Raw genomic sequence first — 4,992 nt, 5'->3', positions numbered from 1 at the left:
GTAAAACGTGGTCGAATTGTGAACCGTTCATGGGGTGAAGAATGGGAGCAGTTACCTGAGCGCCACAGCGCAGAAGATATTGATAAAGTATTGAAACTCTAGCTACGTCAAATGAGTTTAGTTTTATCTATGCTTATACAGTGACCTTAATCAAATCTATAGCGCACCATATACGGTGCGCTATTTTTATTCTCATTTAGTCTCGAAATGCTAATTTATATCACCTCTTGAAGAGCATTTAGTTCGTAGATGAATCTTTAATATATTTATATATTATGATGCAAAACAAAGCTCATATTTCCATGTTAAATATGGACTGGTTATACTGATTTCTAATAATTAAATTATTTAAAAATTATAAACTGATTTTATATCCATTATAAATAAAATTAATGATAACTAATGTTTGACATAACCACTAAATTTGTGTGGAATATGCGGGTTGATTTGTTTTGATGAAATAAAATTAATTTCTAATACTTTTATTTCTGACAAGCTTAGCTTTTAGCGATGTTTAATTATTAATGCTTATATCATGAAAGAGGATATGTATGATGTCGTCGTTTGAGTCGTACTGGGTTGGGATACGTCAAAGAATAGCCGCACAAACCGAAGGTAACCGCAGTTTAAAGTCTCTAGTCATTAAAAAGCAGCGTGTGAACTTAAATAACAGTGGGTTATCCTTTCGCGCTAAGTCCGGATGCCTTATCCCTCACTGTTATACCAAGTTCTCTGATGAGATAAACCTAAAAACATCGAAAAAATCGTCTCTTAGTTTTAAGAAAGGAAAGCTGTATTTTTCTCCGATTTAATAATAAATGAAATTTACATAAATTATAATATTAGGTTTTTAAATTTATCGATAATTAATTACGATTTTATGATGCGTTTTCAATATGTTTTCTTGGTAAGTAATTAACTGGACTTATTGTTGGTTGTTTTTGTTGTTTCCTATTTAGATATGGATAAAATCTCAACTACTTTTCCTATACCAACTTACTCCCTGAATTGACTTGCGCGCTTTTTCTCCCCTCTCAAAAAACATAGCGTTACGGAATTATTTTCGCTCCTGTTTCATTCTTCAAGACGAAAGCTCTACCTACCTCTCATTATTTTCGACAAACATTGAGTAAAAGTAACCAATCGTAACAAGGTGGCTGTAACTGAGCGCCGTTTCAATATACTCGTTTTTTAACTAGGTAATCCCGCGCTTTGAATTCATTCGGGTACCGTTTGTAAGCCTTAAATGCGACTAAGATAAGATGTCATGATGAGAAAAAGTACTATATTACACACAGTGTTAATTACAGGGTTCGCTGCTGTATCCTCGTTGGCTTATGCTGCGCCTTCAGTTGTGCCAAATGCGCCGGAACTCAGTTCTCGTGGTTATGTTTTGATGGACTTCCATACGGGGAAAGTACTGGTTGAACGTGATGCCCACAAACGTTTAAACCCCGCGAGTTTAACGAAGTTGATGACTGCTTATGTAGCTGGTCAAGAAATTAATACAGGCAATATTACGTTGAATGATGAGGTTGTCATCAGCCGAAATGCTTGGGCAAAAAATTTCCCAGATTCTTCAAAAATGTTTATTGAAGTCAATACTTCCGTTTCTTTGTCTGACTTATACCGTGGTCTGATTGTTCAATCTGGTAACGATGCCAGTGTCGCTATTGCTGAGCATGTTGCGGGAAGTGAATCAGGGTTTGTGAGTTTGATGAATAGTTGGGCCGCCAAGCTTGAATTGTCTAACACGGCATTCACCAACCCTCACGGCCTAGACAGTGACGGTTTATATTCGACACCTTATGATATTGCCAAGTTGGGCCAAGCGATTATTCGTGACTTACCTGATATCTATCCGCTGTATAGCGAAACCTCGTTTACTTACAATGGCATCACTCAATACAACCGTAATGGCTTGCTTCGTGATCGTAGTATGAATGTCGATGGCATGAAAACTGGATATACAAGCGGTGCGGGTTATAGTCTAGCGACTTCTGCAACACAAGGTGATATGCGTCTGATTGCTGTGGTGATGGGAGCGAAGAGCGAGAATGTTCGTGAATCAGAAAGCAAGCAGCTGTTAAGTTATGGCTTCCGCTTTTACGATACGGTAATGCCGACTGAGGCGGGTGCGGAACTTGCGAAAGCTCGAGTTTGGATGGGCGAAAAAGACGAGCTTACTGTTGGCGTAGCTAACGATGTTTATCTCACTTTGCCAAAAGGAGATGTAAAAAAGCTGCAAGCGGAAGTTGAATACAACGGTGATTTAGTTGCGCCAATTTCTGAGCAACAAGTGGTTGGTAAAGTGCTTTACAAAGTCGAAGGTAAGGTCGTAAATGAAGCCGAGCTCGTTGCATTGGAGTCCGTGGAGGAAGGCAGTTTATTCAAGCGAATTTTAGACTGGTTTAAGCAATTGGTCGCTAGCTGGTTCTAAACAGTAGCGAACTTCTGTCTATATCACTCTATCTTGTTAATGTTCTATTAAATCAATTTACTAAGGCGACCAACGTGGTCGCCTTACGTTTTTGGAATACTCGTTGCGTTAAAACGCAGGCCTTCTTGTAAGGGGGTGTTTTTACCTGACCAAGAGCGTTTTGTGTTTTTGGGTGCGAGAGAAAAGAAACTAGAACAAGAATGGAGTGACACGTGCACAAGATTTTATCTTTGACATTGATTTTATCGCTCATGGGCTGCGCTATGCCTTACCAGCAGGAGGTCGATAGCGGCCAATGTGTTGGAGTCATGACCTCTCAGGATGCATATGGTTATTTAAACCCAAACCATTACACAATGCAGGTACTCGCGCTAAAGCAAGAAAAAGATGTGAAAGATTATATTCGCTATATCGATCCTAAGCATCCGGTTTGGGTTAACTGGAAAAACAGCCGAGGCACACGTTGGTATACGGTAACTGTTGGTGATTTTAAAACGAAACAGGATGCCTACAATGCGCTTTCTTCATTACCAAGCCGTGTAAAGCAGTCATCCCCGTTTGTGCTGACTTTTGCGGAAATGCAGCGTAAGCAACAAACGAGTGTTGTGAGAATGCGTTAGCCAACAAAAAACGGAAGCGATGGCTTCCGTTTTTGTATTTAGGAGTAAGCTTAAAGCGCCGCTAAAATCGTTTCTGCTTTGCTTGCTTCAAACTCTTTTGGCTCTTCAACGTTAAGCTTAGTCACTGTGCCGTTTTCAATGATCATCGCGTAACGTTGTGAGCGAATACCACCAAAGCCGCCTGTATCCATTTCAAGACCCAATGCTTTAGTAAAGCTAGCGTCGCCATCACCCAACATCAGAATCTCAGAAGCGTTTTGAGCTTCGCCCCACGCTTGCATCACAAATGCATCGTTTACAGAAACGCACGCAATTAAATCAACACCTTTTGCCTTTAGCTCATCAGCTAATACCACATAGCCTGGTAGATGAGCTTCTGAACAGGTAGGGGTGAATGCGCCAGGTACAGCAAAGAGTACGACTTTCTTGTTCGCAAACAGTTCTGTAACGTCGTGGTTAACCATACCATCGGCAGTCAACTCACTTAGAGTTGCAACTGGTAGAGCTTGGCCTTGTTGAATCATGATTATATTCCTTTTTGTGTGCTAGTTTAGCTTTCTCAGTCTAGCGTTTATAAATGCGGTTAACCACAGAGTTTTTGTAGGGTTTTAATACCTACGCGTTTGACCTAAGGCGTGGCACTGATGCCTTTATTGCAACGCTTCGTGTTGGTTTACGTATTGGCTAACAAGGTGACGATATTTCGCCTTTAACTCGTTATCGATAAAGCTGGCATCAATCGCGTTCATTGTAAATTGAGCAAGTTCACTCTTACTCATTGGATGTGCGTTGTTGACGGCCAGAAAGTTATCCGTCATGTAGCCACCAAAGTACACAGGATCGTCTGAGTTAATCGTTACGGCGACACCTTTTCGTAGTAAATCCACAATATTGTGATCTTTCATATCGTCGAATACACATAGCTTAAGATTCGATAACGGACACACTGTCAGTGGCATTTGGCTTTCGATTAAGGATTCAACTAATGCTTCATCATCAACACAGCGAACACCGTGATCCACGCGGCTCACGTAAAGCATTTCAATTGCATCGCTAATATTTTGTGCGGGGCCTTCTTCACCTGCGTGAGCAACGGTAAGTAAGCCTTCTTCTACTGCTTGTTTAAATACGCGCTTGAATTTAGCTGGCGGATGACCTTGTTCTGAAGAATCTAGTCCAACACCAATGATCTTATCACGGTGTTTCAGAATAGCCTGTAGGGTCTCTATGGCACTCTCTTCTGAAAGGTGACGGAGAAAACACGCAATAATTTGTGAGGTAATGCCAAGTTTTTCGTGACCATCTTTTAGCGCGCGAGCGATTCCATTGATAACAGTGTCAAAGTCTATGCCGCGTTCTGTGTGTGTTTGAGGGTCAAAAAAGATTTCGGTATGAACAACGTTGTCTTCTTTACAGTGCAGTAAGTATTCCCAAGTGAGATCGTAAAAATCTTGCTCCGTACGCAGAACTCCCGCTCCTTGGTAATAGAGGTCGAGAAATGATTGTAAGTCAGTGAACTGATATGCGCTGCGTAGTTCACTCGGAGAAGAGTAAGGGATCTCGATGCCGTTTCGTTTTGCTAATTTGAATAAGAGTTCCGGCTCAAGTGAACCTTCGATATGTAAGTGCAGCTCTACTTTTGGAAGACCTTGAATAAATGCGTTCATATTCCACCTTATGTGTATTGTGGATGCAGTTACTCTAAGAATAGGTATAGATAGAAATAAATCGAACGCTATCACAAAGAGTAAGACCCACGATGATCTCAACTCTTCGTAATCAGCACTTTGCGGGAACTGGTAGAGACCCCCAAACCATATCATTGGGGTTATACGAAGCAAACGAGAGGGATTATACGCAAAAATATCGCTTTGGCTATACGCAAATAACCTAACTGTCATTAGTCACGGGTTTTCCTGTGAGCGAAACGAC

4 protein-coding genes, 1 pseudogene and 1 riboswitch are annotated in these 4,992 nt (G+C 40.9%); of the genes and pseudogenes, 3 read left to right on the top strand and 2 right to left on the bottom strand.

Annotation, left to right across the window (positions count from 1 at the left end; genetic code table 11):
• The 3 genes and pseudogenes from IQR33_RS32425 to IQR33_RS06955 all read left to right on the top strand — a co-directional run.
• Positions 1-102 (top strand): annotated as a pseudogene (locus tag IQR33_RS32425) (glutathione-dependent disulfide-bond oxidoreductase); the annotation flags it as partial.
• A 1,168-nt stretch (positions 103-1,270) separates the two neighbouring features.
• Positions 1,271-2,440, top strand: a complete 1,170-nt coding sequence (locus IQR33_RS06960; protein ID WP_137283143.1) for a D-alanyl-D-alanine carboxypeptidase family protein — start codon at positions 1,271-1,273, stop codon at positions 2,438-2,440.
• A gap of 212 nt (positions 2,441-2,652) precedes the next feature.
• On the top strand, positions 2,653-3,060 hold the full coding sequence (locus IQR33_RS06955) for an SPOR domain-containing protein (protein WP_005373701.1): 408 nt from the start codon (positions 2,653-2,655) through the stop codon (positions 3,058-3,060).
• Positions 3,061-3,110: 50 nt separating this feature from the next.
• On the opposite strand, the gene IQR33_RS06950 is transcribed toward IQR33_RS06955, so the two are convergent.
• On the bottom strand, positions 3,111-3,584 hold the full coding sequence (locus tag IQR33_RS06950) for a peroxiredoxin (RefSeq protein WP_005373699.1): 474 nt from the start codon (positions 3,582-3,584) through the stop codon (positions 3,111-3,113).
• Positions 3,585-3,710: 126 nt separating this feature from the next.
• Positions 3,711-4,727 carry an adenosine deaminase gene (locus IQR33_RS06945; protein WP_005373696.1) on the bottom strand — a complete coding sequence of 339 codons (1,017 nt, stop codon included), beginning with the start codon at positions 4,725-4,727 and terminating at the stop codon, positions 3,711-3,713.
• 89 nt (positions 4,728-4,816) lie between these two features.
• Positions 4,817-4,916, bottom strand: a riboswitch (purine riboswitch).
• Between the last annotated feature and the right edge of the window lie 76 nt (positions 4,917-4,992).

It is taken from the genome of Vibrio sp. OPT46 (assembly GCF_015163535.1).
GTDB classification, from domain to species: domain Bacteria; phylum Pseudomonadota; class Gammaproteobacteria; order Enterobacterales; family Vibrionaceae; genus Vibrio; species Vibrio alginolyticus.
The sequence above is the reverse complement of the archived record's forward strand: the minus strand, read 5'-3'. Positions and strand labels throughout refer to the sequence as shown.

Coding starts and splice junctions, on each gene's coding strand:
- IQR33_RS06960 (WP_137283143.1), top strand. CDS start 1,271: ATGAGAAAAAGTACTATATTACACACAGTGTTAATTACAGGGTTCGCT.
- IQR33_RS06950 (WP_005373699.1), bottom strand. CDS start 3,584: ATGATTCAACAAGGCCAAGCTCTACCAGTTGCAACTCTAAGTGAGTTG.
- IQR33_RS06945 (WP_005373696.1), bottom strand. CDS start 4,727: ATGAACGCATTTATTCAAGGTCTTCCAAAAGTAGAGCTGCACTTACAT.